This is a genomic window from Alkalicoccus luteus (genome assembly GCF_012034335.1).
GTDB classification, from domain to species: Bacteria; Bacillota; Bacilli; order Bacillales; family Salisediminibacteriaceae; genus Alkalicoccus; species Alkalicoccus luteus_A.
This window is the reverse complement of sequence record NZ_JAATHJ010000131.1, coordinates 1-232: the sequence shown is the minus strand read 5'-3', so window position 1 is coordinate 232 and position 232 is coordinate 1. Positions and strand designations below refer to the sequence as shown.

Below are 232 nucleotides of genomic sequence, written 5' to 3'. Positions count from 1 at the left end.
GAACCCGTTCTGCACATTTAACCAAAAACGCTAGGATTCGGAGAAGCCACTATGGTATAATCATGAACGATAATCATCTTTTGTGAGGGACGTCTTCCGTCGCGCCACTGGTAATGGCCGGCATTGTGGAAGGCGTCTTTTCCTTTCTGCAGGGTCTTTATAGACAGTATATCCGTCAATCCTTGGACAAACAATCCCATCTTATTCTGGACGTTTTGGACTAGCAATAACA

Annotated in this window: 1 protein-coding gene; it reads right to left on the bottom strand. The window is 44.8% G+C overall.

The genetic code is table 11. The features are described 5' to 3' along the window. Positions 1-17: 17 nt before the first annotated feature. Positions 18-232, bottom strand: a 215-nt coding sequence (locus HCN83_RS18295) for a hypothetical protein (RefSeq protein WP_205774766.1), incomplete at its 5' end; no start/stop codon positions are given.